This is a genomic window from Stenotrophomonas sp. PvP093, from assembly GCF_017876915.1.
Lineage (GTDB): Bacteria > Pseudomonadota > Gammaproteobacteria > Xanthomonadales > Xanthomonadaceae > Stenotrophomonas > Stenotrophomonas muris.
The window spans coordinates 3,599,571-3,624,697 of record NZ_JAGIOX010000004.1 but is presented as its reverse complement, the minus strand read 5'-3'; the positions used below and the strand labels follow the sequence as shown (position 1 = coordinate 3,624,697).

Here is a 25,127-nt window from a genome sequence, read left to right as displayed (position 1 = left end):
CGGCTCCGGAAACGAAGGAAAGTCAGTGGATCAGCAGCAGGGCGATCAGCAGCGGAATCATCAGGCCGAGGCCGACCAGCGGCCAGGTCATGCGCCGCTGGCGTGCATGCAGGTGCAGCAGGAACAGGCCGGTGATGCAGAACACCAGGCAGGCCACGGCGAACAGGTCCAGGAACCAGCCCCACGCCGGGCCCGCGTTGCGGCCCTTGTGCAGGTCGTTGAGGTAGGACACCGCGCCGCGCGAGGTTGATTCGTACTCCACCGCGCCGGTCCCGCGATCGATGCTCAGCCAGGCGTCGCCGCCGGGGCGCGGCAGCGACAGGTAGATCTCCTCGGCCGACCACTCTGCCGGGCGCCCGCCGATGGCGATGCCCAGCTGCGTGTCCAGCCAGTGCCGGGCCGGGCGCGGGATCGGTGCATTGCCGTTTTCGCGCGTGCCGAGCTGGCCGAGCAGATCGGCCGGCAGTTCCAGATGCTGGTTCTGCACCTGGGGTTTGGCTTCGATCTTCGCGGCGTGGTTGAGGGTCAGGCCGGTCACCGCGAACAGCAGCATGCCGATCAGGCACACCGCCGAGCTGATCCAGTGCCACTGGTGCAGCGTCCGCAGCCAGAAGCCACGGTTCTGTTGCTGCGCCACGGTGGAAGAGGCAGGACGGCTCACGGCACGGTTCGAGGCGGACGGGGACTGCCCATTACATCATTGATGAGAATAGCTCGCAATTGCGTGTCGTTCTGTATCGCTGGAGGGCGATTGCCGGCCAGCGGCCGGCACTACCGATCGGTAGATCCACGCCACGCGTGGATGAAGCGGTGCCGACCAAGGTCGGCACCCACCGGGGCCGGGCGCGGCGATCAGAACTTCGCGTTCAACGAGATCCAGTAGCTGCGGCGCTGGTCCTTGGTCGCGTAGTCGTCCACGCAGTTGAACTCGCTCTGGCTGATCAGCAGGCACGACTGCGAAACGAAGTCCTTGTCGAACAGGTTGTTGACCCGCGCGTTCACCGTCAGCCATGGCGTGGCCTTCCAGCTGCCACCGAGATGGAAGATGGTGTAGTCCTCGTAGTAGCGGGTGTGGCTGGCGCCGTTGGCGTCCAGCAACGTGTCGCGGTAGCGGTCGTAGCGGCCTTCGCCGATCAGCGACAGGCTGATCGCTTCGTTGACCTGCCAGTTGAGGCTTGCATTGGCCATGTGCCTGGCCGGCATCGTGCCGCTGATCGGCAGGCCCTTCTGCGCGCCGCTGGTCTGCTCGCTCCTGGTCCAGGTGTAGTTGCCGCGCAGCTGCAGGGTGTCGAGCAGGTCGACATGCGCGGCCAGTTCGGCACCGCGGGTCTCGGCCTTGTCGATGTTCACGCTCTGGGTGAACGTGCTGTAGCCCAGTGCCGCCCAGCCCGGGCCGATGTCCACGCAGTAGCCGCTGCCGGCGCGGGCCACTTCGCAGTTCGCAAAGGTGCCGCCGCTGGCGATCTTGTCTTCGAACGTGTTGAAGAAGCCGGTGACGTTGAAGCCCCAGCGCTGGCCTTCGTAGTAAGCGGCCAGCTCGTAGTTGGTGCTGGTTTCCGGCTTGAGGTTCGGCGAACCGACCAGTGGCAGCACGCCCTGGCCACCGAAGCCGGTGATGCCCGGGAACAGCTGGTCCGGACGCGGGGTCTTGTAGCCGGTGCTGACGCCGCCCTTGAAGGTCCACGCATCGCTGGCATTCCACACCAGGTAGCCACGCGGACTGACATGGCTGCCGAATACGTTGTGGTCGTCGTAGCGCAGGCCGAAGGTGGCGGTGAGGGTGTCGGTCAGCGCCCAGTTGTCCTCGGCGAACAGCGCCCACATGCGGTGCGTCTGCTTGACGTTGCTGCGGTAGCCGGCGCCATCCATGCCGAACACACCGTCGACCATGTCAGTGTCGTTGTACTGGCCGCCCACGGTCAGCGTGTGCGCGCCGAAGTCCAGGTCGAGCATCGTGTCGAGCACGTAGCCTTCCAGTTCCATGGTGCGCAGCGGGCGCGGCAGGAACGCCTGCAGGCGCGCCATCTCGCTCGGGTTGAGGGCAACCAGGGCGTTGCCGCGGCCGGCCGCACAGTTGTTGGCAGCACCGGTGCGGCGGCAGACGTCATTCCAAAGCGTCTGCAGGTTGGCGCGCTCTTCCAGGGTCAGCGGCAGCGAACGGCCCAGGTTGCTGCTCTTGCTGTGGGTCAGCGAGGTCTGCCAGGTACCGAAGCTGTAGCGGCCCTGATGGGTCAGCGACAACTGGTCGCGTTCGTAGCGCTGGTAGGCGGTGTAGCCCACGCGCGGCTGCACCACGCGACGGGTGACGGTACCGCTGCCGTTCGGGTTGGGAATGACGGCATTGCCGACGCGCCACAGGCTGGCCAGGCTGTCGAGGGTGCCGGTCTGGCCTTCGCTGTTGTCGAACTTCTGCCGCGACACGTCGTAGTCCAGCCACAGATCGTGATCGTCGTTGATGCGGACGTCCAACCGCACGCCGCTGTTCCAGTTGGTGTTGGCCACCGACTTGCCACCACCGCCGAAGCCGATGCTGCGCTCCCACAGGGTGCCGTCGGGCAGGGACAACGCATCCCATTCCGGGTTGGAAGCCTTCGCGTCGTAGTAGCTGCCGCGTACTGCCAGGCTGAGGCGCTCCTTCAGCAAAGGGCCGCTGAGGTAGAGGTCGGTGGTGCGTGCATCGCCGAACTGGTCGTCCTGCTGCACGGTGAAGCCCTGGCTGACCGAACCGTGCCAGCTGTCCTGGTTGCGGCGGGTGATGATGTTGATGACACCGCCCATCGCGTCCGAACCGTACAGCGTGGACATCGGCCCGCGCACGACCTCGATGCGTTCGATCGCGTCCAGCGGGGGCAGGTAGGCGAACTGGCCGCCACCGAAGTTGTTCGGATAGATCTGGCCGACATTGCTCTGGCGGCGGCCGTCGATCAGCACCAGGGTGTACTCGGACGGCAGGCCGCGCAGCGACACGGTGGCGCGGCCGTTCTTGTCGGTCGCTTCCAGGCCGACGTCGATGCCTTCGACGTCGCGCAGCGCATCGACCAGGCTGGTGTACGGGCGCTTGCTCAGTTCCTCGCGGCTGACCACGCTGATGCTGGCCGGGGCATCGATCACCTTCTGCTCGAAGCCGGCGGCGGTGACCACCACCTTGTCCAGCGTCTGCGGCGCGCCTGCGGCGTCACCGTGGGCGAAGGCGGGGCTGGCGAAAGCCGCCAGCACGGCGCTGGTCAGCAGGGTACGGGACAGGGACGAACGGACACGATGGCGCTGGGCCATGGCAGTTACCTCGAAGGATGCAGGGTGGCGCGGTGCCGTGCGCGAAGGGCGCGGCAGGCACGGAAGGGCCGGCCAGGGGCGGCAGGGATGAAGCAGGCAGCGGCGTGCAGGCGCGACCGCGCAGGCGGTCACGTCGGGCCGTGGATCAGGCGAGCGGCGGCGCCTGGCCGCGTTGCTGACGGCGCCCGGGCGCATCGGCCCAGGGCGTGTCCGGAGCGGCCAGCGGCCAGTCCGGGCGCACGCCGGGCATGGCCGGCATGGCGGGTACGAGGTCGAGCTCAGTGCGCAGCCAGTGGCTGGCCAGCAGCAACGGCGGGCGTGCCTTCTCGGCCGCCTTCACCGGAGCGGAGGCGCAGCGGCGCAGCTTGGCCGGCGCCTCTTCCTGCAGGGGTGTTTCGCCGCCACGTTCTTCCAGTGGCATCTGCACGGCCATTCCGGCCTGGGCCTGTGGCAGCAGCGGCAGGGTGCCCAGCAGCAACGCCAGCATTGCCACCCACGCCAGCAGGCTGGCCAGCGCAGGACGCTGGCCGCGCATGGCGGTGCCCATCTTGCGATGGATGAGTGGGCGAGGGCGAAGCGGGCGCAGCAAGCGGGGGTTCCCTGGGGCTGCCGGCAGCGGCCGGCATCAACGGGGCGTGATTGTAATGAGAGCTGTTAGCTGTTGCAAATGAGAATGATTGCCAAAATGTCGCAGGCCGGCCCGGCAAGGCTCAGACTTCGCTCCAGCGCCGCAACAGGTTGTGGTACACGCCGGTCAGCTGCAGGACCGCCTCGGCGTCGCCGCCGGTCTGCCGCAGGCGCTCGATCGCGCCATCCATTTCCCACAGCAGGCGGCGCTGCACATCGTCGCGGATCATGCTCTGCACCCAGAAGAACGAGGCCACGCGCGCGCCGCGGGTGACCGGCCGCACCTGGTGCAGGCTGCTGGACGGATACACGACCAGGTCGCCGGCCGGCAGCTTCACTTCGTGCTCGCCGTAGGTATCGCTGATGATCAGCTCGCCGCCTTCGTATTCGTCCGGCGCCGACAGGAACAGGGTGCAGGAGATGTCCGAACGCAGCTGTTCGCCATTGGCCAGGTTCATCACCGCGCCATCGACGTGGTAGCCATAGGTGCCGCCACCGCTGTAGCGGTTGAAGCGTGGTGGCAGGTACTTCAGCGGCAGCGCGGCACTGAAGAACAGCGGGTGCCGGGCCAGCGCGCCGAGGATGATCTCGCCCAGTTCGCGGCGCAGCGGCGAAGCCTCGGGCAGCTGCTGGTTGTGCTTGGCCTGTGCGCCCAGATGCCCCACGGTTTCGCGGCCATCGGTCCAGTCGGCGGCGTCGAGGCGGCGGCGGAAGTCGGCGACCTGGTCGGCGCTGAGAATGTCGGGGATGTGCAGCAGCATGCGGGACTCCTCAGAGGGACGGCGGTGCGACCAGGGCGCGCACCTGTGGATGCGGTGACGCGGCCAGCTCCGGCACGATGTGCGCCATGAATGCCGGGCTGCCGTGCGCCAGTGCGAGCCGCAGCCAGTGCACGGCCTGCTCGACCTGGCCGGCCTGCAGCAGGATCGAGGCGTAGTTGGCCTGGCCGCGGAAATCACCGGCCTCGGCCGCGCGCTGGTACCAGGCCAGCGCCGCCTGCGGATCGGGTGCGGTATCCAGCCCGTCTTCGAGGTGGCGGGCCAGCAGGTTCATCGATTTGGCGTGGCCCAGGTGCGCGGCACGGGTGTACAGGGCCAGTGCCTGCGCGCGGTCCTGCGCAATGCCGCGGCCGGTGGCCAGCAGGTTGGCCAGGTTGTACAGGCCCCAGTCCAGGCCGGTGTCGGCCGCGCGCCGGTACCACACCGCCGCCAGCGCCAGGTTGACCGCCGTGCCGTGGCCCAGCTCATGGCAGCGGCCGAGCATGTTCATCGCCATCGGCGCGCCGTTGTTGGCGGCGGTTTCGTACCAGAGCAGCGCCGCCGAGGCGTCCTGCGCGGTGCCTTTGCCTTCCATGTGCATCTGCGCGAGCAGCAGTTGTGCATCGACCTGCCCAGCCTGCGCAGCGTCGCGCACGCGTGCGAACGCGGCCTGCGGATCGTGCTGCAGCAGTTCGGCCAGGGCGTCGCTGTCGATGGGGGTACGGGTTGCCATGGGGTGAGTATCGCCGGAAACAAAAACGGCGGCAGGAGAGCCTGCCGCCGTGGTGGAGCGAAGCTACATCAGAACTTCACGTTCAGTGCCAGGGTGGTCGAGCGACCCGGGGCGATGCTCGCGTAGTGCGAGGCATAGGCCTTGGTGAAGTAGGTCTTGTCGGTCAGGTTCTGCACGTTGAGCTGCAGGCTGATGTTGTCCTGGATCGCGTAGCTGGCCATCGCGTCGAAGCGGGTGTAGCTGGCGATCCACTTGGTGTTGGCGACGTCACCGTACTGCTTGTCCGAGTAGAACGCACCGGCACCGACGGTCAGGCCGATGGGGAAGCGGTAGGTGGTCCACAGGTTGGCGCTGTGCTTGGCGGTGTTCGGGAATACGTTGCCGTTGTACGGCGAGGGCACGTAGACGTTGGACGGGCAGGTGCGGCCGACCGGTGCACCACAGACGAAGCCGTTGTCCTTCAGTTCCGAGTCCAGGTAGGTGTAGCCGCCGTACAGGCTCCAGGCGTCGGTCAGCTGGCCGGTGAAGCCCAGCTCGAAGCCGTTGATTTCCTTCTTGCCGGCATTCCGGCTGGTGCCGTTGTCGACCGTCACGCGCGCGTTGTTCATCACCGTGTGGAAGATCGCCGCGGTGAGGTTCAGGCGCTGGTCGAACAGGTCCCACTTGGTGCCCAGCTCGAGGTTCTTCGTATCCTGCGGCTTGAGGTCGGCCACGGCGGCGCTCAGGCCGTCCGAACCATCACCACCGTCCATGCCCGGCGGAGTCGAGGAGGTGCCCCACGACAGGTAGATGCTGCCGTTGGCGGCCGGCTTGAACACCACGCCGGCCTGGTAGTTCAGGAAGTCGTTGCTGTTGCGCACGCGGGTCGGTGCCTTGCCGGCCACCGGGGTGGTCAGGGTGGTGCGGAAGTCGTCGTAGCGCAGGCCGAGGTTGATCATCCACTGCTCATTGAGCTCGATGGTGTCGAACACGTAGGCCGAGGTGGTCCTGGTGCGCTGCTCTACGTCCAGTGCCTTGTCGCTGCGGTACACCGAATGGGTGGCCGCCCACGGATCGCGCGGGTTCGGATTGGCGAAATCGGTGCAGTTGTAGCCGGTGGCCGCGCCGGTGGTCGGGCACTTGCTGCTGCCGGTGAGCGGGTTGCTGGTGCCCGGGGTCATCAGATAGCTGCCGCGGGTCATCTTCTCGTCGCTGTATTCCACGCCCGCGCTGTAGCTGTGCTTGAGCGCACCGGTCTGGAAGGCACCGGTCAGGCCCAGCTGGTCGGCGAAGCTCTTGACGTCGACGGCACGGCTGTTGGTCCGGCGCCACAGGGTGCCGTAGTTGTTCGGGTTGCCCTGGCTGTCGTCCGGCTGGGTCCACAGGTAGTCGTTGCTGGTGTTGCCCAGGCGCGCGATGTTGCGCAGCTTGTGGCCGCCGAAGTCGTAGCTGGCATCCAGGGTGCTGATGTCGGCGCGGGTACGCTGGAAGTCACGGTCGACCAGGCCGTAGTAGTTGTTGCGGTCCGGCACCATCGGGCGGCCGTCGACCCACTTCGAGGCCGGCGCACCGTTCGGGTTGCCATACGGGAAGCCACCCGCGTCCGGCAGGTCATCGCTCTGCATGTGGTAGTGGCTGGCGATCAGCTGGGCCGGGCCGTTCAGGCCGAACGCGATCGACGGCGCGATACCCCAGCGGCTGACATTGGCGGCGTCACGGCCAGCGATGTCCGATTCGTGCTTCATCAGGTTCAGGCGCGCGGCGATGCCATCGCCCAGCACGTAGTTGGCGTCCACGGTGCCGCGCGCGTAGCTGTCGGTGCCGATGCCCATGCTGGCGCTGGTCTCGTTCTTCAGCTTCGGCGTCTTGCTCACAAGGTTCAGGCTGCCACCGCCGGAATCACGGCCGCCGTAGGCCGAGCTCGGGCCCTTGACTACTTCCACCTGCTCCAGGTCGAAGATCTCGCGGGTCTGCGAGCCGACGTCGCGCAGGCCATCGACGAAGACGTTGCTCTGCGAATCGAAGCCACGGATGAAGGGGCGATCACCGGTCGGATTGCCGCCTTCGCCGGCACCGAAGGTGATGCCCGGCACCATGCGCAGCGCATCCTGCAGGTTGGTCGCACCGGTTTCGGCGATCAGCTTTTCCGAGACGATCGACACCGACTTCGGGGTGTCCAGCAGCTCGGCGGTGAACTTCGGTGACGACGGATTGAACCAGCTGCCGCGCACCTGCACCTTGTCCAGGTCGGTGGCCTTGCGGGAGGAGGCTGCGTCAGCGCTGTCGGCCGCCTGTGCGGCCAACGGCGCGAAGCCGGCGGCCAGGGTGGCGGTGGCGAGCAGGGAAACGCGCGGGGCGCGCTTGCGGGACGTGATGTGGGTCATGGCTTGGGTGGTAGTGGCTGGGATCGGAAAGGGGCGAGGGCCGAAGCGCAGACAGCGCGACGGCATGTAGAGGGCGTTTTCTGTAGAGCCGAGCCGATGCTCGGCTACGCAGCGGACGACTCCAGGCGCACGGCAATGGCCGCAGGGCGCCTCAGCTGGCGTGCGGTGCAGGCGGTGCGTGGCCGGGGTTCAACCGCAGTGCGGGATCGTGCAGCTGCCAGTGCAGGGCATCGGAGCGCCACAGCGGAACGTGCGCGACCAGGGCGGCGCGCGGGGGAGCCAGTCCGGTACAGGGCGTTGTGCCCTCGCCATCCAGCGGCGGCTCCGGTGCTGGCACCGCATGGCGCGGGCACTCGTCCGCCGGCGGGGCCGGCATCGGCATGGCCTGCTGAAGATCTTCAGCGTGTGCCTGCCAGCCGTAGGTGGCGGGTCCATCGCGCCCTTCGTGCAGGGCCGACCAGCCCAGCAGCAGCGTCAGCAGCAGGGCCACAGCCAACGGCCACCCATGGCGGGCAAGCTGGCACAGCGTGGCGGCGGGCGCGGGCAAAGCCATGGCGCAGGGGGCGGAGTCGTTACGAAGATGTTACGTAGGATAACATCAACGATAATGATTCGCATATGCGCGGGCGAGCGAGCGGTCTGGATGCCCGGGGAGGCCACTGAACGCCTCTCAGCGCGCTCCGCTGGCTTCCACCCCCTGGGCGGAGTCGCCGGCGGCCGAACGCCGCCTCAATCGCGGTCGTCGCGGGTCCAGACGGCGTCGTGTTCGCGCTTCACCGGGAACTTGGGTACCGGCGTATAGGCCGGGGCGCACAGGGCGCGGCCATCGCGCACGTCGAAGCGCGCGCCGTGCAGCACGCATTCCACGCTGCCTTCGTCGGTGTTGAACTCGCCCGAGGACAGCTCGAACTCCTCATGCGTGCACTGGTCTTCCAGCGCGTACAGCTCGCCGTCGAGGTTGAACACCACGATCGGCGTGCCGGTCACTTCGTCGAACACGCTCTTCATTTCACCGGGCAGCAGCTCGTTGCCGGCACACACGAAGGTCCAGGTATCGCTCACGCGGCGGCTCCGGCCAGTGGCTTTTCCAGGACCTCGAAGCGCAGGTCGTCGCGCTTGGGGATTCCGAAGCGTTCGTCGCCATACGGGAACGGCTTCTTGATGCCGGTACGCTGGTAGCCGCGGCGCTCGTAGAAGGCGATCAGTTCGTCGCGTACGTCGATCACCGTCATCTGCATCACCGGCACCTTCCATTCGCGTGCGGCGTGCGCTTCGGCGGCGTCCATCAGCTGCTTGCCGACCCCGCCGCCCTGCTGGGCCGGATCGACCGAGAACATGCCGAAGTAGCCGTTGCCGTCGACGTCGGCAACGTGGGCGCAGGCCACCAGCTGGCCCTCGCGCTCGGCCAGCAGGATCGTGGAGCGCGGGCGGTCGAGGTCGGCCTGGATGCCTTCGGCGTCGATGCGGGCGCCATCCAGCAGGTCGGCTTCGGTGGTCCAGCCAACGCGGCTGGCGTCGCCACGGTAGGCCGAGGTGACGAGGGCGATCAGGGCGGGGATGTCGGCCGGCGTGGCGGCGCGGAAGGTCAGGGTGCTCATGGCCCCATTCTAGGTGGGGCGTGGGCGGGCGCAAATGGGGGAGTGGGGTCAGATCCCTTTCGCAACGCGAAAGGGATCTGACCCCGGCATCTACTGACTCAACGGCAGGCCATGGACCGACTGGCACGGGCCCGGAATCGGCAGATGCTCGGGGTCAGATCCCTTTGCGCAGCGAAGGGCCCTGACCCCCTGCTACCAGGAGCAGCCCATGCCAAGGCCACGGCGCATCGATGCGCCCGGATATCCGCAACATGTCGTCCAGCGCGGCAACAATCGCCAGCCCGTGTTCTTTGCGGATGGCGACCGCGTGGCCTACCTGCGTCTGCTGTGTCATCACGCAGACCAGCGGCACTGCCGGGTCCACGCTTATGTGCTGATGGACAATCACGTCCATCTTCTGGCAACGCCTGATCTCTGCGGCGGGCTGTCGCGGATGATGCAGGCCGTGAACCGGACCTACGTACGTCGGGTGAATGATCGGCAGGGCCGCACCGGCACGTTATGGGAAGGGCGCTTCCACTCCGCGGTGGTGGATACGGATCGCTATCTGCTGGCTTGCCAGCGCTACATCGAGCTCAACCCGGTTCGGGCGGGGAAGGTGGCGCATCCCGGTGACTATCGCTGGTCGAGCTATCGTGCCAATGCGCGTGGCAGGCCCAATGCGCTGCTCGAGCCGCATTCGGCATTTGAGCTGATGGGTTCTGATGCGGATGAACGGTGCAGGCGCTATGTGGAGTTCATCGAGGCGGGTATTCCGGCGGGGGATCTGCTGGCGATCCGGCGGGCATTGCAGTCGCAACGGCGGCTGTCGGGAATGCTGGTGGGGTCAGATCCCTTTCGCGTGGCGAAAGGGATCTGACCCCGGTGTGCTGCGGGCGGTATGCCGCGTTCATCTGGTCGCGATCCGGCGGGCATTGCGGTCGCAACGGCGGTTGTCGGGAATGCTGGTGGGGTCAGATCCCTTTCGCGTGGCGAAAGGGATCTGACCCCGCTGTCCTACGGGCAGTATGCCGCGTTCATCTGGTCGCGATCCGGCGGACATTGCAGTTGCAACGGCGGCTGTTGGGAATGCTGGTGGGGTCAGAGCCCTTTCGCGTGGCGAAAGGAATCTGACCCCGGTGTGCTGCGGGCGGTATGCCGCGTTCATCTGGTCGCGATCCAGCGGGCATTGCGGTCGCAGCGGCGGCTGTCGGGAATACTGGTGGGGTCAGATCCCTTTCGCGTCGCGAAAGGGATCTGACCCCGGTGTGCCGGCTCAGCCCAGAAGCTTGCGTACCTTGGTCAGCGCGGTCATGAAGCGCTCGATCTCGGCGTGCGTGTTGTAGAACGCCAGCGAGGCACGGCAGGTGGCGGCGACGCCGAAGTACTGCAGCAGCGGGTGTGCGCAGTGCTGCCCCGAGCGCACGGCCACCCCTTCCAGGTCGAGCAGGGTGGCCAGATCGTGCGCATGCGCGCCATCGATCAGGAACGAGACCACGGCGGCCTTCTCCGGCGCTTCGCCGATGATGCGCAGGCCGTCGACGCGGCGCAGCTCCTCGGTGAAGTGCGCCAGCAGTTCGGCTTCGCGGGCTTCCACGTTCTCCTGGCCGAGCTGCTGCAGGTAGTCGGCGGCCACGCCCAGGCCGATGAAACCGGCGATGTTCGGGGTGCCGGCTTCGAACTTGTGCGGGGCATCGTTGAACACGGTGCCGTCGAAGCTGACTTCCTTGATCATCTCGCCGCCGCCGAGGAACGGCGGCATCCCGTCCAGGTGCTCGCGGCGCGCCCACAGCGCACCAGTGCCGGTCGGACCGCACATCTTGTGGCCGGTGATGGCGTAGAAGTCGCAGCCGATCGCGGCGACGTCGACCTTGCGGTGCGGCACCGCCTGCGAGCCATCGACCACGGTGATGATGCCGCGCTTGCGCGCTTCACGGCAGATCTCGCGCACCGGATTGACCGTGCCCAGCACGTTGGAGACATGGGTGACCGCCAGCAGCTTGACCTCCGGGGTCATCGCCGCGCGCAGCGCATCCAGGTCCAGCGCGCCATCGGGCGTGATCTCGGCCACGCGGATGGTGGCGCCGGTACGTTGCGCGACCAGCTGCCACGGCACGATGTTGGCATGGTGTTCCATGCGCGTGATCAGGATCACGTCGCCGGCCTTCAATCGCGGCAGCGCCCACGAGTAGGCCACCAGGTTGATGGCGAAGGTGGTGCCGCTGCACAGCACCAGGTCGCTGGCGCGCACGTTGAGGAAGCGTGCCAGCTTGTTGCGTGCGCCTTCGTAGGCGTCGGTCGCTTCGCTGCCCAGTGCATGCACCGCGCGGCTGACGTTGGCGTTGTAGCGGCGGTAGAACTCATCCACCGCGCCGATCACCTGTACCGGCTTCTGGCCGGTGTTGGCGTTGTCGAAATAGACCAGCGGCTTGCCGTGCACTTCACGCATCAGCAGCGGGAAGTCGAGGCGGACGCGATCCCAGTCCGGGGCGCCGGTGCGTTCTTCGATCGGGCGTGGCGTGGACAGGTTCATGCCACACCCGCCTCGGCCAGGGCCTTGTCCAGGCGGCGTGCCAGCTGCTCGCGCAACGCGTCCGGCAGGATCTTCAGCGGTTCATGGCAGAACGCAGCGCTCAGCAGTGCCTGCGCCTGGACCTGGGGCAGGCCACGCGAGCGCAGGTAGAACAGCGCATTGGCATCGAGCTGGCCGACGGTCGCGCCGTGCGCGGCCTTCACTTCATCGGCGTCGATCACCAGCGTCGGCTGGGTGTCGATCTCGGCATCGGCCGACAGCAGCAGGTTCTTGTTGGACAGGTTCGCGTCGGTGCCGTCGGCGCCTCCGCGGATCTGGATGCCGCCATGGAACACCACGCGGCTGCGGTTGGCGGCAACGCCGCGCCACAGCAGCTCGCAGGCGGTATCGCGCGCGATGTGGTCGATGCCCAGGCGGGTCTCGACGTGGCGGCGGCCATTGCCGAGCAGCACGCCGTTGGCGGTCAGCCGGGCGTTGTCGCCTTCCAAGCGCACGTTCAGTTCGTGGCGGCTGAGCGCGGCGCCCAGTTCCAGGTCCACGCGGTGGTACTGCGCGTCGCGGGCCAGCACCGCGTCGGTACGCAGGAAGCTGGTCTGGCGGGCGCTGCCGGCCTGCACGCGGGCGTGCTTGAGTACGCCATCGCGGGCGACGTGGGCATGCAGCACGGTGTTGTCCAGGTGGGCGGAGTCACCCACGCTGAAGCGGTGCTCGACCACGCCCAGGCTGGCGCCGGCGCGCAGTTCGATCAGGTGGCGATGGTGCCAGGCCAGGTCGGCTTCGCCGGCGACGCTGGCGAATACCAGCTGCAGCGGCGTTTCGACCTGCACGCCTTCATCCACGCGCAGCACGACGCCTTCATCGGCCAGTGCGGCGTTGAGCCGGGCGAAGATCTCTTCGCTGCGCTCGTAGCGACGGCCAAGGAAACGCACGGCGTCTTCGCCAGCGGCCAGCGCGGCCGACAGCGGCTGCAGCTGCACGCCGGACGGCAGGGCCTGCACATCGCTCAGCGTGGCATCCAGGCGGCCGTTGACGAACACCAGGCGCGGCGCCGGGATGTCGTCCAGCAGCGCGGCGTCCAGCGCCGGGCCCTGCAGTGGCGCTGCAGCGAACGCACGGCGTTCCAGCTGGCGCAGCGAGGTGTACTTCCAGGCTTCATTGCGGGCGGCGGGCAGGCCGTCGCGCAGGGCCGCATCCAGCACTTCGCGGCGCGCATCGCTGCCACAGAAGGCCTGGGCCATGGAGTCAAGCAGGGCGCTCATCAGACCGCCGCCTCGGGCACGACCCGGTCCTTCAGGAAATCATAGCCGTGCGCTTCCAGCTCCAGCGCCAGCTCGGGGCCGCCGCTCTTGACGATGCGACCATCGGCCAGCACGTGCACGACGTCCGGCTTGATGTAGTCCAGCAGGCGCTGGTAGTGGGTGATGACCAGGAACGAACGGTCGGCGCCGCGCAGTGCGTTGACGCCGTCGGCCACGCTCTTCAGCGCGTCGATGTCCAGGCCCGAGTCGGTCTCGTCCAGGATCGCCAGCTTCGGTTCCAGCACGGCCAGCTGGAAGATCTCGTTGCGCTTCTTCTCGCCGCCGGAGAAGCCTTCGTTGACGCCACGGTGCAGCAGTTCGTCCTTCAGGTGCAGCACGGCCAGCTTCTGCCGCACCAGCTTGAGGAACTGCATGGAATCGAGTTCTTCTTCGCCGCGCGCCTTGCGCTGGGCGTTCAGTGCCGCGCGCAGGAAGTAGGTATTGTTCACGCCCGGGATTTCCACCGGGTACTGGAACGCCAGGAACAGGCCCGCGGCGGCACGTGCTTCCGGGTCCTGCTCCAGCAGGTCGACGCCGTCGAACTGCACGCTGCCTTCGGTCACTTCGTAGCCGTCGCGGCCGGCCAGGACGTTGCCCAGGGTGGACTTGCCGGCGCCGTTCGGGCCCATGATGGCGTGCACCTGGCCGGGCTTCACATCCAGCGACAGGCCCTTGAGGATTTCCTTGTCGCCGATGCGGGCGTGGAGGTTTTCGATCTTCAGCATGGTGGGGGTTTCCGTGGGGCGGGCCAGGGCCCGCCGGTAAAGAGAATGCGTTTGCGAGGGGCAGGGGCGGGCGGTCAGCCCACCGAACCTTCCAGCGAGACTTCCAGCAGCTTCTTGGCTTCCACCGCGAACTCCATCGGCAGTTCGCGGAACACCTGCTTGCAGAAGCCGTCGACGATCATCGACACCGCGTCTTCCTGGCTGATGCCACGGGCGCGGCAGTAGAACAGCTGGTCATCGGAGATCTTGGAAGTGGTCGCCTCGTGCTCGACGGTGGCGCCCGGGTTCTTCACCTCGATGTAGGGGAAGGTGTGCGCGCCGCACTGCTTGCCGATCAGCAGCGAGTCGCACTGGGTGTAGTTGCGCGCGCCCTCGGCGTTGCGGTCCACCCGCACCAGGCCGCGGTAGGTGTTCTGGCCACGGCCGGCGCTGATGCCCTTGCTGACGATCTTGCTCTTGGTGCGCTTGCCGACATGGATCATCTTGGTGCCGGTGTCGGCCTGCTGGCGGTGATGGGTCAGCGCGACCGAGTGGAACTCACCGACCGAATCGTCGCCCAGCAGCACGCAGGACGGGTACTTCCAGGTGATCGCCGAGCCGGTCTCGACCTGGGTCCAGGTGACCTTGCTGCGCGCGCCACGGCATTCGGCACGCTTGGTCACGAAGTTGTAGATGCCACCGACGCCGTTCTCGTCGCCCGGGTACCAGTTCTGCACCGTGGAGTACTTGATCTCCGCATCTTCCAGCGCGACCAGCTCGACCACCGCGGCGTGCAGCTGGTTCTCATCGCGCATCGGCGCGGTGCAGCCTTCCAGGTAGGAGACGTAGGCCTTGTCCTCGCACACGATCAGGGTGCGCTCGAACTGGCCGGTGTGGCCGGCGTTGATGCGGAAATAGGTGCTCAGTTCCATCGGGCAGCGCACGCCCTTGGGAATGAACACGAAGCTGCCGTCGGAGAACACCGCCGAGTTGAGCGCGGCGAAGTAGTTGTCACCGACCGGCACCACGGTGCCCAGGTACTGGCGCACCAGCGCCGGGTGTTCCTTGATGGCCTCGGACATCGAGCAGAAGATCACGCCCTTCTCGGCCAGTTCCTTGCGGAAGGTGGTGCCCACGGATACCGAGTCGAACACCGCATCCACCGCCACGCCGGCCAGCTTGGCGCGCTCGTGCAGCGGCACGCCCAGCTTGTCGTAGGTGTCGAGCAGTTCCTTCGGCACATCATCCAGCGAGGCGTACTTCGGGCCCTTCGGCGCGGAGTAGTAGCTGAGCGCCTGCAGGTCGATCGGCGCGATCTCCAGCTTGGCCCAGTCCGGCATCGGCAGGGTCAGGAAGTGGCGGTAGGCATCCAGGCGCCACTGCGTCATCCACTCCGGCTCGTCCTTCTTGGCCGACAGGGCACGGATGGTGTCCTCGTCCAGGCCCGGCGGCAGGGAGTCCGACTCGATCTCGGTGATGAAGCCGGCCGAATACTTGCGGCCGAGCTGCTCGTGGATCTCGCGGTTGGGGGTGTCGTCGTGGGCGACGTTTTCGATGGTTTCGGTGGCCATGGGGGCTGCCTACGAATCAGGAGACGACGTCGACAGCGATGGTGCGGCGCTGTTCGTCATCGGCAAGGGGGAGAGGGGGCAGGATCTGCGCGAGGGTGACATCGCGCAGGGCCTCGGAGACCACGTCGTTGATCAGCCGCCAGCTGCTGCGCGCGCCGCACTTGGGCGCCATGCCGCACTGGTTGTGGTCGTGGCTGCATTCGGTCAGGGCCAGTGGCCCTTCCATCGCTTCGACCACTTCGAACAACGAGATCTCGATGGCCGGGCGGGTCAGGCGGTAGCCGCCACGGACGCCACGCAGGCCTTCGACCAGGCCGGCCTGGGCCAGTGGCTTGAGCACCTTGCTGACGGTGGGCGGCTCCAGACCGGTGAATTCGGCCAGCTCGGTGGCACTGAGCACTTCGCCCGGACGGGCGGCGAGCACGGTCAGCACGACGGTGGCGTAATCGGTGAGTTTGGTGACGCGCAACATGGGGATGCGAGTGGTTCTTAAAGCGGACTGAAATTGTACGCTTTTATTCGCCACCATCCAACCCGGGCATTCAGCCGGCGCTTGGGCCAGGCCGGGAGGACACACCGCGGCCGTTGCCGGGGCGCAATGCTGCGCCAACGGGGTGATTTTCGCAATCACCCGGAATGGGCGAGAATCCCCATTCCATTCGCTGCAAACAGCCCGCGCCGATGCCGAAGAAGATCCAAGCCCGCAAGTCCGCCATCCATGGCAACGGCGTGTTCGCCGTGGCCCCGATCAAGCAGGGCGAGCGCGTGATCCAGTACAAGGGCCTGCTGCGCAGCCACGGCGACGTTGATGCCGATGACAGCGGCGACGTCGAAAGTGGCCATACCTTCCTGTTCACCCTCAACGATGACTGGGTGATCGACGCCAACTACAAGGGCAACGACGCGCGCTGGATAAACCACAGCTGCGACCCGAACTGCGAGGCGGTGATCGAGGAGGACGAGGACGGCGACAGCCGGGGCGACAAGGTGTTCATCGAGGCACTGCGTGATATCAAGGCCGGCGAGGAGCTGACCTACAACTACGGCATCACCCTGGCCGAGCGCCACACCGCCAAGCTGAAGAAGATCTGGGAGTGCCGTTGCGGCTCGCCCAAGTGCACCGGCACGATGCTGCAGCCCAAGCGCTGATCGGTACCGGGTAGTGCCGGCCGCTGGCCGGCAAGGCGCAATCCAGGTGCCGGCCAGCGGCCGGCACCACCCGGCGGCTCTCCACCTGCCGTGCACGACAGGGTCACCGCCGCGCAAGGGCCGTTCTTCCATTCTGTGGGCTCCCCCAACCGGAGTGCCTCCATGGCAGAGCGATTGAAGGGCAAGCAGATTGCCATCCTTGCCACCCACGGCTTCGAACAGTCTGAACTGATCGAACCCAAGCGTTTGCTGGAAGCGGAAGGGGCGCGCGTCAGCGTGGTCTCGCCCGCAAAGGAAGCGACGATCAAGGGCTGGAAGGAGAAGAACTGGGGCGACGCCGTCGCGGTGGATATCCCGTTGGATGAGGCCGATCCTGCACGCTTCGATGCGGTGGTTCTGCCCGGCGGGGTCATCAATCCGGACACACTGCGCACCGATGATGCCGTACTGGCCTTCATCCGTTCAGTGGATGAAGCCGGCAAGCCCGTGGCGGCGATCTGCCATGGCCCGTGGCTGCTGATCAACAGCGGCCTGGCCGATGGCCGCGAGCTGACCTCCTGGCCTTCCCTGCAGCAGGATCTGGCGAACGCGGGTGCGACATGGCGCGATGCCGAGGTGGTGGTCGACGGCAACGTCATCACCAGCCGCAAGCCGGATGACATTCCGGCTTTCAGCGAGGCGGTGGTAAAAGCGCTTGCCGCCTGATGCGCTACCGGTAGTGCCGGCCGCTGGCCGGCAGATGCAGTGACGTGCTGCCGGCCAGCGGCCGGCACCACCTCATTTGCCCAGCAGGCCTGCCGGTACCAGGTTGCCCAGGTTCTGGTTGAAAGTGACCACCAGCTTGCCGTTCTTCACCTGTGCCGACTGCACCTGCAGGGCGCCGAGCACCCCGGCCACGGCCGGGTCCAGCTTGTAGATCGGTTCGCGCTGGGCGTAGTCGCTCAGCCACGCATTGAGCAGGCCACGGGTGCGCGAGTCGAGGCGGCCGCCCTGGTTGGCCGGGGTGAAGTCATCCACGCTCGGCTGCTGCAGGTGAAAGCCCTGGGTCTGCGCGTCGTAGCGCAGGCCGCTGCTGAGCTTCACCGTGCCCAGTCGGGCCGGGTTGCCGCCGGCGGTGGCCAGCGCGACGTCCATGCCCAGGGTCAACCGTTCGCCGGCCGGAAGGCTCAGCTGCGGATGGCTCATGGTCAGGGCGATCAGGCCGCCGAGGGCGTCCTGGGTGCGCGGGAAGCTGCCATCGAGGTACTGCTGCACGTCGCTGGCGCCCACCGACAGTTCGCGGCCGGAAATGGAGGGAGCCGCCTGAGCACCGATCGCAGCGGCGATCAGCACGGTGGAGGCCGCGAGGCGGGTCATCAGGGAACGCAGGCGCATGTCGGTGACCGGTGGAAAGCAGATGGATGGATCAAAGAGTAGCCGCGCAGGCTGAATCGCGCGTGCATGCCGCTGCAACGGTTCAGTCCAGCGTTGGACGCAGCTGTGCCGACTGGATCTGCCAGGCGCTGCCGTCGCTGCTGGGCTGCACGCGGTACCAGCCGCCGAAGCGGAACGTGCCATTGGCGGTGACCGCACGGATCTGCACAGGGACTTCAAGCAGCCGCGGTGGCTGCCGGTCATCTCGGGCGATCGGAGTATCGCTGTGCAGGCGCAGCGTGCGCAGGTCCTGCAGCTGCCGCAGCGCGGCGTCGTCTGCATGCCGCGGGTCGCCGGGTGGGATCGTCCAGGCAGCATCGCTGGCGGCGCGGTCGCGGTTGAGCAGTGCGGCGACGTAGCGGTTGAGCATCGTCGACGGCGGCTCTGCGCCGTCGTCGACGGCGGACAGCAGCGTCATATCGCTCGCCTGCAATGCTGCGGGGCCGGGGCCGGTACCGGTGTCCGCTGCTGCGGCGACGGGAGCGGACGCTGCCGTGATGTGATCATTCGTCTGTGCCGCCGGGCGTGAACAACCCAGCAGCACCAGTGGTGCGATCAGGAACAGGATCCTGCGCATGCCCGCCTCCTCCCCGAGGCAACCTGGAGGGCGGCAGTGTATCGGTTGCGCCGCTATCAGCGGGAGGAGGGCAGCTGCTCCAGCGCGTCCAGCGCCGGCAGGACCTGAGCGGCGATGGCGGCCAGTGCGTGGCCGTCGGTCTCGGCGTGGCGTTGCACGATGTCGCGCAGCAGCTGGGTGGCGATCACCAGGGTCGCGCGCTCGTCGCCACTGATGCCGGCGGTACGCGGGGCCGCTTCCAGCAGGCGCATCAGGTCGCGGCCGGCGCGGTGTTCCAGTTCGATGGTGCAGCGCCCGGTGCACTGCAGCCCGTCCTTTTCGATCGGGGTTACCGAGATGCGGTAGCGGGTGGAGGGGCTGGCCATGAGGGTGTGCTCGCCGTAGCTGTGGAGGATGTGCCCACCATAGGCAAGGCCACGGCTGGCGGCGACGGCCGGCGCTGCACGCAGTGTTCCACCCGGTACGTTCCGCGCCCTTTGCGGAGCACCGGCAGCCAATGCTGGCGGGCCTGTACGGGGATTGCCGGGGCCGCGGCAACGCTGTGTTGCGGGGTGTGGTGCGGACAAAAAAAAACGGGACGGCCAGAGCCGTCCCGTCGGAATCCGCGTTGGGGCGCGCGCTTACAGCGCGGCGTCCTTCAGCTTCTTCAGCGGACGCACCTTCAGCTTGGTGGTGGCCGGCTTGGCAGCGAACCACTGCTCTTCCTTGGTGAACGGGTTGATGCCCTTGCGCTTCGGCTTGGCCGGCACATTGACGGTGGTGATCTTCAGCAGGCCCGGCAGGGTGAACGAGCCAGCGCCCTTCTTGTGCACCGAGGAGGCGACGGCGCTTTCCAGCGAGGCCAGCACAGCGCGGACGTCCTTGGCGATGACGCCGGAGGCTTCAGCGATGTGTGCAACCAGGCCGGACTTGGTCAGCACTTCCTTGATCGGCTTCGGAGCGGCCGGCTTGGCGGCTGCCTTCGTCGCGACTTTCTTCACTGCCTTCTTCGGGGCAGCCTTCTTAGCGGTCTTTGCCATGGTTTCCTGTTCCGTGAACGGTTGGTTGTGTGGTCGGCGCCGAACCCCGTCGGCAAGCGCAATGTAGGGCAACTCTCGGGCGCCGCCAATAGCCCGAAGCGCGGAAAGTGCATGTTTTTTCATATCCAGGCCGATTCAGTACATGGCCGGCGGTGGGGGGCGGGGGCGCTGCAGCGTGCGCGATGGCTGCTGCCTGCCCGTTGCTGGAATGTGCGAAACCACTGAAAACAAGGGAAAAGTCCACGTCGGTCTGGCGAAGAAGTGACCAGCTGTCCGATGTCCGGCGGACGTGCGGCATGCGGCGGAGCGACGCAGGGCTAACGCGTCCCGTGCGAGAGTGGCCGTTCATCACCGCCACGCAGGAGCAGCACATGGGAATCTCGCGACACGCCACCGCGCACTGGGAAGGCGATCTGAAGTCGGGCAAGGGACAGCTGAGCACGCCGCAGAGCGGGCTGCTGGACAAGACCCGCTACGGCTTCAACAGCCGCTTCGGCGACGAGAAGGGCACCAATCCGGAGGAGCTGATCGCCGCCGCGCACGCCGGCTGTTTCACCATGGCGCTGTCGGCCAAGCTTGGTGAGGCCGGCTTCACCCCGACCTCGCTGGACACCGAGGCCAAGGTCGATCTGTCCCTGGAGGGCGGGCCGCAGCTGTCGCAGATCCGGTTGAAGGTGAAGGCCGTGGTGCCGGGTATCGACGCCGCACAGTTCCGTGCCATTGCCGATGACGCCAAGCAGAACTGCCCGGTGTCCAAGGCGCTGAGCGCGGTGCCGATCAGCCTGGAAGCCGAACTGGGCTGAGCCACGGTAGTGCCGGCCGCGGGCCGGCAACCGCATGATGCCGGGGTCCATGTAGCAGCCGGCCAGCGTTATGGCGGCCTTCCTGGCCGCCACCCTCCGGGCCGTCGCGTCCGACGTTGGCAGCGGCTCCTGCCGCTGCCTTCGGCTCTACCACCCGCCAGCGCGATCACCAATCAAGGGTGCCGGTAATCACCGTCTGCACCTGCCCGCCCGACCAGACCTCGCCGTCTTCATCGACGCGCAGGGTCAGGCGCGCGTCGTGGCCGACTTCGCGGCCCTGGCTGACTTCGAACGATTCACGGCCCCGCGGCAGCGCATCGCGCAGGTCCAGCCATGCGGCCAGCACCGCATTGGCAGCACCGGAGGCGGCGTCCTCGAAGCGGCGGCCATTGCCGACAAAGGCGCGCACCGCCAGATCGAAGCCTTCGCCGCCATCGCTGAAGGCGTAGGCAAACACGCCCATGCTGTCGGTGGATTCGGCCAGAGCCGCGACCGCGTCCCAGTCCGGGCGCAGTGCGCGCAGTGCCGCTTCATCGGCCACCTGCACCACCCACCAGCTGCGCCCGCCCTGCATGCGCGCCGGCGGCAGCGAGCCCAGCGGCCAATCCTTCAGCGCCGCCTGCAGGCGCGGGTCGGTGGCCTCGGCGATCTCCGCCAGCTGCGCGCGCGGGGTGCGGATGGCAATGCGCTGCTGCGCGCCCTCGCCGTTCACGCGCAGCGGCAGCGCACCGGCAATGCCGTCCTGCACGAGCACGCCGTCGACTGGCGCGGCCAGGCCCGCCTGCAGCACCGCATGCGCGGTGCCGACGCTGGGATGGCCGGCGAACGGGACCTCCTTCTGCGGGCTGAACATGCGCAGCCGGTAGCTGGCGCCTGCGACCTGCGGCGGGAACACGAAGGTGGTCTCGGGTAGGCGCGTCCAGCGCGCAATGGCCTGCATGCTGGCATCGTCCAGGCCTTCGGCATCAAGCACCACGGCCAGCGGATTGCCGGCACCGGCGCGCGGGGAGAACACATCCAGCTGCAGGAAACGGCGGGTGGACATCAGGCAGGACTCCAGTAAACAGGCGGCATAGCGTAGCGCGGGGCACAAAAAAGGGGACGGAGGGAATTAAGTCGCTTGTGCCCCAAGTGCGATAAGCGACTTAATTCCCTCCGTCCCCTTTTTTCGTGCGCTACCAGCGAAGGTGGCCGTCGATGACCGGCTGCACCTGGCCGCCGATCCAGACCGTGCCCTGCGCGTCGACCTGCACCTGCACGTGGCCATCGCGGCCGACTTCGCGGCCCTGGCTGGCCACGTAGTGGCCCTCGCGGCCGGGCAGGGCGTTGCGCTGCCGCAGCCAGGCAGCGATCAGGGCATTGGCGCTGCCGGTGACCGGATCTTCCGGCACGCTGGCCGCATCGGCGGGGCAGAATGTGCGCACCACACGGGTGTGGTCGGTACCGGCTTCGTCGGCGAATACGGCCACGCCGGTGGCCTCGGTGGCAAGGCTCCAGTCGCGCAGGGCGGCCATGTCCGGCGCCAGGCCGCGCACAGCGGCGGCATCGCGCAGCGGCAGCAGCCACCAGCGCGCGCCGTTGTCCCAGAGTTCGGGCACGTGCCCGTTGGCGGCGAGGGCCAGCAGTGTTTCGGGTGCCACATCTGCGCCAGTCGCCAGTTGCCGCGCCGGTGGGCTGGCCAGCTGGATCTGGAGTGCCTCGGCCGGGCCGCTCACCCGCACGGGCAGCACCCCCGCCGCGCACTGCTGCAGCAGGGCGCCGTCGCGAGGCTGGGCCAGGCCGCAGCTCACCGCCGCCCAGGCCGCGCCGACGCTCGGGTGGCCGGCGAACGCCAGCTCTCGGGTCGGGGTGAAGATGCGGATGTGGTAGTCGGCGCCGGGCGCGCTGGGGCGCAGGAAGAACACCGTCTCGGACAGGTTCAGCCAGGCGGCCAGGGCCTGCATCTGCTCGCCGGAGAGCGCATCGGCGTCCAGCAGGGCACCCAGTGGATTCCCGGTTCCGGGGCGGGAGGCGAAGACATCGAGCTGCAGGTAACGGAGGAGGGCCATCTACGGGGATATTGCGCTTAGAATCAAAGGTTCCGCCCCCGAGGGCGGCTTCCCCACATTCTACATAGCCAATCCATGTCAGCTTCCCCCCTTGTCGATCGTTGGATCGTACTGAAGTTCGGCGGCACCTCGGTGTCGCGTCGTCACCGCTGGGACACGATCGGGAAGCTGGCGAAAAAACGCGCGGAAGAGACCGGCTCGCGCGTGCTGGTGGTGGTGTCGGCGCTGTCCGGGGTCACCAACGAGCTGACCGCGATCGCCGATGGCGCGCCGGACAGCCGTGATCGCGTGGCCGCGCTGGTCGAACGCCATGAAGGCTTCCTGGCCGAACTGGGCCTGGGCTGCGAAGTACTGGCCGAGCGCCTGGCGGCACTGCAGGGCCTGCTCGACGACCCGCGTGCGGCCACCCGTCCGCTGCAGTGGCAGGCCGAAGTGCTGGGCCAGGGCGAACTGTTGTCGTCCACGCTGGGCGCGGCCTACCTGCAGGCCTCGGGCCTGGACATGGGCTGGATGGATGCCCGCCAGTGGCTGGACGCAATGCCGCCGCAGCCGAACCAGAGCGACTGGTCACAGCGCCTGTCGGTGAACTGCCAGTGGCGTGCCGACGCGGAGTGGATGCAGCGCTTCCGCGCGCAGCCGACCCGCCTGCTGATCACCCAGGGTTTCATCTCGCGGCATGCCGATGGCGGTACCGCCATCCTCGGCCGTGGTGGCTCGGATACCTCGGCGGCGTACTTCGGCGCGCTGCTCGGCGCCAGCCGCGTGGAAATCTGGACCGATGTGCCGGGCATGTTCAGTGCCAACCCGAAGGATGTGCCGGACGCGCGCCTGCTGACCCGCCTGGACTACTACGAGGCGCAGGAAATCGCCACCACTGGTGCCAAGGTGCTGCATCCGCGCTCGATCAAGCCGTGCCGCGATGCAGGCGTGCCGATGGCCATCCTCGATACCGAGCGTCCGGAACTGCCGGGCACCAGCATTGACGGCAGTGCTGCACCGGTACCAGGCGTCAAGGCGATCAGCCGCCGCAACGGCATCGTGCTGGTGTCGATGGAAGGCATCGGCATGTGGCAGCAGGTCGGCTTCCTGGCCGATGTGTTCAACCTGTTCAAGAAGCATGGCCTGTCGGTGGACCTGATCGGTTCGGCCGAGACCAACGTCACCGTGTCGCTGGACCCGTCCGAGAACCTGGTCAACACCGATGTGCTGGCCGCGCTGTCGGCCGACCTGTCGCAGATCTGCAAGGTGAAGGTGATCGTGCCGTGCGCGGCGATCACCCTGGTCGGCCGTGGCATGCGTTCTCTGCTGCACAAGCTGTCGGACGTGTGGGCCACCTTCGGCCGCGAGCGCGTGCACATGATTTCGCAGTCGTCCAACGACCTGAACCTGACCTTCGTCATCGACGAGGCCGATGCCGATGGCCTGCTGCCGATCCTGCATGCCGAGCTGATCGACAGCGGTGCGATGCCGGTGGAAGAAACCGAAGTGTTCGGCCCGCGCTGGCGCGAGATTGCCGGCACCGTGCGCCCGCGCGGCACGCCGTGGTGGCGCGGCCAGCGTGCGCACCTGCTGCAGCTGGCCGATGCCGGTACGCCGCGCTATGTCTACCACCTGCCGACGGTGCGCGCCCGCGCCCGCGCGCTGGCCGCGATCAAGCCGATCGACCAGCGTTACTACGCGATCAAGGCCAACAGCCACCCGGCCATCCTGCAGCTGCTGGAAGCCGAGGGCTTCGGGCTGGAGTGCGTCTCGTACGGCGAGCTGAAGCATGTGTTCCAGCACCTGCCGGAGCTGTCGCCGCGGCGCGTGCTGTTCACTCCCAGCTTCTGCCCGCGCAGCGAGTACGAGGCGGCGTTCGCCCTTGGCGTGACCGTCACCGTCGACAACGTCGAAGCGCTGCAACGCTGGCCGGACCTGTTCCGCAACCGCGAGCTGTGGCTGCGCGTCGACCTGGGGCGTGGCGAAGGCCACCATGCCAAGGTCCGCACCGGCGGCAAGGAGTCCAAGTTCGGCCTGCCGATCGCCCGCGTGGACGAGTTCGTGCGCGCGGCCTCCGAGCTGGGCAGCCGCGTGGTCGGCCTGCATGCGCACCTGGGCAGTGGCGTGGAAACCGCGCAGCACTGGCGCCTGATGTGCGATGAGCTGGCCGGCTTCGCCCGCCGCATCGGCAGCGTGCACACCATCGACATCGGTGGCGGCCTGCCGATTCCGTACAGCGACGAAGACGAGCCGTTCGACCTGGACGCCTGGGCCGAGGGCCTGGCCGAGGTCAAGGCGCTGCACCCGGCATTCCGCCTGGCGATCGAGCCGGGCCGCTACCTGGTGGCCGAATCGGGCGTGCTGCTGACCCATGCCACCCAGGTGGTGGAAAAGGACGGCGTGCGCCGCGTGGGCCTGGATGCCGGCATGAACACGCTGATGCGCCCGGCCCTGTACGACGCCTGGCACGACATCGAGAATCTCAGCCGCCAGGGTGGTTATGCCGAAGCGGCGTTCGATGTGGTCGGCCCGATCTGCGAATCCAGCGATGTGTTCGGCAAGCGCCGCAAGCTGCCGGTGTCAACTGCGCCGGACGACGTGATGCTGATCGCCGACGCCGGCGCGTACGGCTATGTGATGGCCAACACCTACAACCAGCGGATGCTGCCGCGCGAAGACGTGATCGAATGACCACCGCGCGC

25 protein-coding genes are annotated in these 25,127 nt (G+C 67.6%); 5 read left to right on the top strand and 20 right to left on the bottom strand.

Annotation, left to right across the window (positions count from 1 at the left end; translation table 11 throughout):
- Window positions 1-22: 22 nt before the first annotated feature.
- The 9 genes from J3A72_RS19515 to J3A72_RS19475 all read right to left on the bottom strand — a co-directional run bounded on the left by J3A72_RS19515 (window position 23) and on the right by J3A72_RS19475 (window position 9,352).
- On the bottom strand, window positions 23-661 hold the full coding sequence (locus tag J3A72_RS19515; RefSeq protein WP_014646258.1) for a PepSY-associated TM helix domain-containing protein: 639 nt from the start codon (window positions 659-661) through the stop codon (window positions 23-25).
- A 191-nt stretch (window positions 662-852) separates the two neighbouring features.
- Complete coding sequence (locus J3A72_RS19510) at window positions 853-3,273, bottom strand: TonB-dependent receptor (protein ID WP_075077024.1); 2,421 nt, start codon at window positions 3,271-3,273, stop codon at window positions 853-855.
- A 145-nt stretch (window positions 3,274-3,418) separates the two neighbouring features.
- On the bottom strand, window positions 3,419-3,820 hold the full coding sequence (locus tag J3A72_RS19505; RefSeq protein ID WP_075077025.1) for a hypothetical protein: 402 nt from the start codon (window positions 3,818-3,820) through the stop codon (window positions 3,419-3,421).
- A gap of 163 nt (window positions 3,821-3,983) precedes the next feature.
- Window positions 3,984-4,661 carry a Fe2+-dependent dioxygenase gene (locus tag J3A72_RS19500; protein WP_075077026.1) on the bottom strand — a complete coding sequence of 226 codons (678 nt, stop codon included), beginning with the start codon at window positions 4,659-4,661 and terminating at the stop codon, window positions 3,984-3,986.
- A gap of 10 nt (window positions 4,662-4,671) precedes the next feature.
- Window positions 4,672-5,391 (bottom strand): tetratricopeptide repeat protein, encoded by a 720-nt coding sequence (locus J3A72_RS19495; RefSeq protein WP_014646262.1) that lies wholly within the window; start codon window positions 5,389-5,391, stop codon window positions 4,672-4,674.
- 68 nt (window positions 5,392-5,459) lie between these two features.
- On the bottom strand, window positions 5,460-7,754 hold the full coding sequence (locus tag J3A72_RS19490) for a TonB-dependent receptor (RefSeq protein ID WP_075077027.1): 2,295 nt from the start codon (window positions 7,752-7,754) through the stop codon (window positions 5,460-5,462).
- 151 nt (window positions 7,755-7,905) lie between these two features.
- Entirely contained in the window at window positions 7,906-8,307 is a 402-nt protein-coding gene (locus J3A72_RS19485) for a hypothetical protein (protein WP_041863144.1), read from the bottom strand.
- A 176-nt stretch (window positions 8,308-8,483) separates the two neighbouring features.
- The gene (locus J3A72_RS19480; protein ID WP_014646265.1) at window positions 8,484-8,816 is read right to left on the bottom strand and encodes a non-heme iron oxygenase ferredoxin subunit; all 333 of its coding nucleotides are present in this window, start codon (window positions 8,814-8,816) and stop codon (window positions 8,484-8,486) included.
- On the bottom strand, window positions 8,813-9,352 hold the full coding sequence (locus J3A72_RS19475; RefSeq protein WP_014646266.1) for a GNAT family N-acetyltransferase: 540 nt from the start codon (window positions 9,350-9,352) through the stop codon (window positions 8,813-8,815). Before J3A72_RS19475 ends, J3A72_RS19480 begins: the two co-directional genes overlap by 4 nt.
- 208 nt (window positions 9,353-9,560) lie before the next feature.
- Between J3A72_RS19475 and J3A72_RS19470 the strand changes: the two genes are divergently transcribed.
- Window positions 9,561-10,211 (top strand): transposase, encoded by a 651-nt coding sequence (locus tag J3A72_RS19470; RefSeq protein ID WP_075077028.1) that lies wholly within the window; start codon window positions 9,561-9,563, stop codon window positions 10,209-10,211.
- A 396-nt stretch (window positions 10,212-10,607) separates the two neighbouring features.
- Here J3A72_RS19470 and J3A72_RS19465 read toward each other — a convergent pair whose 3' ends face one another.
- The 5 genes from J3A72_RS19465 to J3A72_RS19445 form a co-directional block, all read right to left on the bottom strand.
- The gene (locus J3A72_RS19465) at window positions 10,608-11,864 is read right to left on the bottom strand and encodes a cysteine desulfurase (protein WP_075077029.1); all 1,257 of its coding nucleotides are present in this window, start codon (window positions 11,862-11,864) and stop codon (window positions 10,608-10,610) included.
- On the bottom strand, window positions 11,861-13,123 hold the full coding sequence (sufD, locus tag J3A72_RS19460; protein ID WP_075077030.1) for a Fe-S cluster assembly protein SufD: 1,263 nt from the start codon (window positions 13,121-13,123) through the stop codon (window positions 11,861-11,863). The genes J3A72_RS19465 and sufD overlap by 4 nt, the downstream gene beginning before the upstream one ends.
- A complete protein-coding gene (sufC, locus tag J3A72_RS19455) occupies window positions 13,123-13,887 on the bottom strand; it encodes a Fe-S cluster assembly ATPase SufC (protein WP_032957818.1) in 765 nt (254 codons plus the stop codon). The genes sufD and sufC overlap by 1 nt, the downstream gene beginning before the upstream one ends.
- Before the next feature lie 74 nt (window positions 13,888-13,961).
- Window positions 13,962-15,437 carry a Fe-S cluster assembly protein SufB gene (gene sufB / locus J3A72_RS19450; protein WP_014646271.1) on the bottom strand — a complete coding sequence of 492 codons (1,476 nt, stop codon included), beginning with the start codon at window positions 15,435-15,437 and terminating at the stop codon, window positions 13,962-13,964.
- 16 nt (window positions 15,438-15,453) lie between these two features.
- The gene (locus tag J3A72_RS19445) at window positions 15,454-15,909 is read right to left on the bottom strand and encodes an SUF system Fe-S cluster assembly regulator (RefSeq protein WP_075077031.1); all 456 of its coding nucleotides are present in this window, start codon (window positions 15,907-15,909) and stop codon (window positions 15,454-15,456) included.
- 209 nt (window positions 15,910-16,118) lie between these two features.
- Between J3A72_RS19445 and J3A72_RS19440 the strand changes: the two genes are divergently transcribed.
- Both J3A72_RS19440 and J3A72_RS19435 read left to right on the top strand, forming a co-directional pair.
- Window positions 16,119-16,586, top strand: a complete 468-nt coding sequence (locus J3A72_RS19440) for an SET domain-containing protein-lysine N-methyltransferase (RefSeq protein ID WP_012479369.1) — start codon at window positions 16,119-16,121, stop codon at window positions 16,584-16,586.
- A 162-nt stretch (window positions 16,587-16,748) separates the two neighbouring features.
- Window positions 16,749-17,291 (top strand): type 1 glutamine amidotransferase domain-containing protein, encoded by a 543-nt coding sequence (locus tag J3A72_RS19435; RefSeq protein WP_032957815.1) that lies wholly within the window; start codon window positions 16,749-16,751, stop codon window positions 17,289-17,291.
- 72 nt (window positions 17,292-17,363) lie between these two features.
- On the opposite strand, the gene J3A72_RS19430 is transcribed toward J3A72_RS19435, so the two are convergent.
- From J3A72_RS19430 to J3A72_RS19415, 4 genes are all read right to left on the bottom strand, one after another.
- The gene (locus J3A72_RS19430) at window positions 17,364-17,960 is read right to left on the bottom strand and encodes a DUF1439 domain-containing protein (protein ID WP_075077032.1); all 597 of its coding nucleotides are present in this window, start codon (window positions 17,958-17,960) and stop codon (window positions 17,364-17,366) included.
- A gap of 82 nt (window positions 17,961-18,042) precedes the next feature.
- Window positions 18,043-18,576 (bottom strand): hypothetical protein, encoded by a 534-nt coding sequence (locus tag J3A72_RS19425; RefSeq protein ID WP_032957813.1) that lies wholly within the window; start codon window positions 18,574-18,576, stop codon window positions 18,043-18,045.
- Between the two features lie 56 nt (window positions 18,577-18,632).
- Window positions 18,633-18,941 (bottom strand): DUF3861 family protein, encoded by a 309-nt coding sequence (locus tag J3A72_RS19420; protein ID WP_075077033.1) that lies wholly within the window; start codon window positions 18,939-18,941, stop codon window positions 18,633-18,635.
- Window positions 18,942-19,196: 255 nt separating this feature from the next.
- Window positions 19,197-19,595 (bottom strand): HU family DNA-binding protein, encoded by a 399-nt coding sequence (locus J3A72_RS19415; protein ID WP_010483539.1) that lies wholly within the window; start codon window positions 19,593-19,595, stop codon window positions 19,197-19,199.
- A 371-nt stretch (window positions 19,596-19,966) separates the two neighbouring features.
- Between J3A72_RS19415 and J3A72_RS19410 the strand changes: the two genes are divergently transcribed.
- On the top strand, window positions 19,967-20,398 hold the full coding sequence (locus tag J3A72_RS19410) for an OsmC family protein (RefSeq protein ID WP_014646276.1): 432 nt from the start codon (window positions 19,967-19,969) through the stop codon (window positions 20,396-20,398).
- Window positions 20,399-20,564: 166 nt separating this feature from the next.
- Here J3A72_RS19410 and J3A72_RS19405 read toward each other — a convergent pair whose 3' ends face one another.
- Together J3A72_RS19405 and J3A72_RS19400 are read right to left on the bottom strand one after the other, a co-directional pair.
- Window positions 20,565-21,443: a PhzF family phenazine biosynthesis protein gene (locus J3A72_RS19405; RefSeq protein ID WP_075077034.1), complete on the bottom strand. Its 879-nt coding sequence runs from the start codon at window positions 21,441-21,443 to the stop codon at window positions 20,565-20,567.
- A 130-nt stretch (window positions 21,444-21,573) separates the two neighbouring features.
- Window positions 21,574-22,446: a PhzF family phenazine biosynthesis protein gene (locus J3A72_RS19400; RefSeq protein ID WP_075076574.1), complete on the bottom strand. Its 873-nt coding sequence runs from the start codon at window positions 22,444-22,446 to the stop codon at window positions 21,574-21,576.
- Window positions 22,447-22,521: 75 nt separating this feature from the next.
- On the opposite strand from J3A72_RS19400, the gene J3A72_RS19395 reads away from it, so the two are divergent.
- The gene (locus tag J3A72_RS19395; RefSeq protein WP_075076573.1) at window positions 22,522-25,116 is read left to right on the top strand and encodes a bifunctional aspartate kinase/diaminopimelate decarboxylase; all 2,595 of its coding nucleotides are present in this window, start codon (window positions 22,522-22,524) and stop codon (window positions 25,114-25,116) included.
- Window positions 25,117-25,127: the final 11 nt, after the last annotated feature.

Bases quoted from the DNA above. Each gene is read 5' to 3' on its own strand.
- J3A72_RS19510 (WP_075077024.1), bottom strand. From the start codon at position 3,273: ATGGCCCAGCGCCATCGTGTCCGTTCGTCCCTGTCCCGTACCCTGCTG.
- J3A72_RS19505 (WP_075077025.1), bottom strand. From the start codon at position 3,820: ATGGGCACCGCCATGCGCGGCCAGCGTCCTGCGCTGGCCAGCCTGCTG.
- J3A72_RS19500 (WP_075077026.1), bottom strand. From the start codon at position 4,661: ATGCTGCTGCACATCCCCGACATTCTCAGCGCCGACCAGGTCGCCGAC.
- J3A72_RS19495 (WP_014646262.1), bottom strand. From the start codon at position 5,391: ATGGCAACCCGTACCCCCATCGACAGCGACGCCCTGGCCGAACTGCTG.
- J3A72_RS19490 (WP_075077027.1), bottom strand. From the start codon at position 7,754: ATGACCCACATCACGTCCCGCAAGCGCGCCCCGCGCGTTTCCCTGCTC.
- J3A72_RS19485 (WP_041863144.1), bottom strand. From the start codon at position 8,307: ATGGCTTTGCCCGCGCCCGCCGCCACGCTGTGCCAGCTTGCCCGCCAT.
- J3A72_RS19475 (WP_014646266.1), bottom strand. From the start codon at position 9,352: ATGAGCACCCTGACCTTCCGCGCCGCCACGCCGGCCGACATCCCCGCC.
- J3A72_RS19470 (WP_075077028.1), top strand. From the start codon at position 9,561: ATGCCAAGGCCACGGCGCATCGATGCGCCCGGATATCCGCAACATGTC.
- J3A72_RS19465 (WP_075077029.1), bottom strand. From the start codon at position 11,864: ATGAACCTGTCCACGCCACGCCCGATCGAAGAACGCACCGGCGCCCCG.
- sufD (WP_075077030.1), bottom strand. From the start codon at position 13,123: ATGAGCGCCCTGCTTGACTCCATGGCCCAGGCCTTCTGTGGCAGCGAT.
- sufC (WP_032957818.1), bottom strand. From the start codon at position 13,887: ATGCTGAAGATCGAAAACCTCCACGCCCGCATCGGCGACAAGGAAATC.
- sufB (WP_014646271.1), bottom strand. From the start codon at position 15,437: ATGGCCACCGAAACCATCGAAAACGTCGCCCACGACGACACCCCCAAC.
- J3A72_RS19445 (WP_075077031.1), bottom strand. From the start codon at position 15,909: ATGTTGCGCGTCACCAAACTCACCGATTACGCCACCGTCGTGCTGACC.
- J3A72_RS19440 (WP_012479369.1), top strand. From the start codon at position 16,119: ATGCCGAAGAAGATCCAAGCCCGCAAGTCCGCCATCCATGGCAACGGC.
- J3A72_RS19435 (WP_032957815.1), top strand. From the start codon at position 16,749: ATGGCAGAGCGATTGAAGGGCAAGCAGATTGCCATCCTTGCCACCCAC.
- J3A72_RS19430 (WP_075077032.1), bottom strand. From the start codon at position 17,960: ATGCGCCTGCGTTCCCTGATGACCCGCCTCGCGGCCTCCACCGTGCTG.
- J3A72_RS19425 (WP_032957813.1), bottom strand. From the start codon at position 18,576: ATGCGCAGGATCCTGTTCCTGATCGCACCACTGGTGCTGCTGGGTTGT.
- J3A72_RS19420 (WP_075077033.1), bottom strand. From the start codon at position 18,941: ATGGCCAGCCCCTCCACCCGCTACCGCATCTCGGTAACCCCGATCGAA.
- J3A72_RS19415 (WP_010483539.1), bottom strand. From the start codon at position 19,595: ATGGCAAAGACCGCTAAGAAGGCTGCCCCGAAGAAGGCAGTGAAGAAA.
- J3A72_RS19410 (WP_014646276.1), top strand. From the start codon at position 19,967: ATGGGAATCTCGCGACACGCCACCGCGCACTGGGAAGGCGATCTGAAG.
- J3A72_RS19405 (WP_075077034.1), bottom strand. From the start codon at position 21,443: ATGTCCACCCGCCGTTTCCTGCAGCTGGATGTGTTCTCCCCGCGCGCC.
- J3A72_RS19400 (WP_075076574.1), bottom strand. From the start codon at position 22,446: ATGGCCCTCCTCCGTTACCTGCAGCTCGATGTCTTCGCCTCCCGCCCC.
- J3A72_RS19395 (WP_075076573.1), top strand. From the start codon at position 22,522: ATGTCAGCTTCCCCCCTTGTCGATCGTTGGATCGTACTGAAGTTCGGC.